Annotated in this window: 1 protein-coding gene; it reads right to left on the bottom strand. The window is 69.1% G+C overall.

The annotated features are described in order from the left end of the window. Positions 1–66: 66 nt before the first annotated feature. Positions 67–1,284: an IS110 family transposase gene (locus tag AB0C59_RS34805; RefSeq protein ID WP_363011874.1), complete on the bottom strand. Its 1,218-nt coding sequence runs from the start codon at positions 1,282–1,284 to the stop codon at positions 67–69. Positions 1,285–1,548 lie beyond the last annotated feature (264 nt).

The raw sequence follows: 1,548 nt of genomic DNA on the forward strand, positions 1-1,548 counted from the left end.
GGGGTGCCTCTATGTCCTTCGTCAAGGCACCCCTGTCGGGTTTGGGGTGATTCGGTCTTGCTGGGGTCATGCGGCGAGCTCGACGTCCGCGGGCGTGCGGGATTCGTAGAAGGTGCCGTCTCGGAGCATGGCGAACAGGACGCTGATGCGTTGGCGGGCGAGGCGGAGGAGGGCCTGGGTGTGGGTTTTGCCGCGGGCGCGTTGCTTGTCGTAGTAGGCGCGGGAGGCGGGATCGGCGTTCATGCAGGCGAAGGCGGAGAGGAACATGGCACGTTTGAGCTGCCGGTTTCCTCCTCTGGGTGCGTGTTCGCCGTGGATCGAGGTCCCGGACGACCTGGTCGCCGGGGCGAGTCCGGCGTAGGAGGCGAGGTGGGCGGCGGTGGGGAAGTTGGTGCCGTCGCCGACGGTGACCAGCAGGACTGCGGCGGTCCTGACGCCGACTCCCGGCATCGACGTCAGGACCTGGGAAAGAGGGTGAGCCTCCAGCAGGGCGTTGATCTGCGTCTCCAGGGCCCGGCGCTGTGCGTGGACAGCGGCGAGCGATGCGGCAAGGGAGGGAATCACGATGTCGAGGGTGCCGGTGCCGGGCACGATCACAGTCTGTTCGTCGAGGGCGTCGAAGACGTCGTCGATCAGGCGCTGGGCCATGCGCGGGGCCTTGGGCCGGATGAGGTCGACGAGTCTGCGGCGGCCGGCCTTTCGCAGGGCGGCCGGGGAACCGTAGCGCTCCAGGAGCCAGGTGACGGCCTGGTGGTCGAGGCGAGGGCCCAGGACACGTTCCAGTGACGGGTGGAACTGGGTGAGCAGGCCGCGTATCCGGTTGGACGTGCGGGTGGCCTCGGCGGCGAGGTCCTGGTCGAAGCCGACGAGCACGGTCAGCTCGGCGGTGATCTCGTCGGTCAGTTCCAGCGAGCGCAGGGTGTGGGGCATGGTGCGGGCGGCGTCGGCGATGACCGCCGCGTCCTTCGCGTCGGTCTTGGCCTCGCCCGGGTAGAGGTCGGCGATCCGGCGCATGGCGAGTCCGGGCAGGTAGGCGACCTGGCAGCCCGCGTCGCGGGCGACGGTCAGCGGGAGGGCGCCGATGGAGGCGGGCTGGTCCACGATCACCAGCACGGTGCCGAACTTCGCGGTCAGCTTGTCGAAGACGGCCCGCAGTTTCGGCTCGCTGTTCGGCAGCTGCTTGTCGAAGACCTTCTTCCCGGCCGGGGTCAGCCCGTGGCCGTGATGGCTGCTCTTGCCGACGTCCAGGCCGAGGAACACGCCCACGTCTTCGGTGTCGAACATCGTGCCTTTCCCAGGGTGTTGACGGTGCCGGCCTCGCCTTCGGTGTCGTACGCGCGCATCCACGTTATGCAGACCTGCCATCCGCGAGCTGTCCGGCATTGCGCCGGACCAGGTGGCGGCCGGACCTCTCATCAGCGTCTCCGACGGCACCTCCCGGGCCGCGGCGACACCACCCCCCAGGTCATGCCATCGACAGGGGGCAAAAGTCATACCGGGCCCGGAGGCCAGCGGTCCTCTTGCAGGACCGCGGAAAACATAACGGGG

It is taken from the genome of Streptomyces sp. NPDC048664 (genome assembly GCF_040650555.1).
GTDB lineage: Bacteria > Actinomycetota > Actinomycetes > Streptomycetales > Streptomycetaceae > Streptomyces.

Coding starts and splice junctions, on each gene's coding strand:
- AB0C59_RS34805 (WP_363011874.1), bottom strand. CDS start 1,284: ATGTTCGACACCGAAGACGTGGGCGTGTTCCTCGGCCTGGACGTCGGC.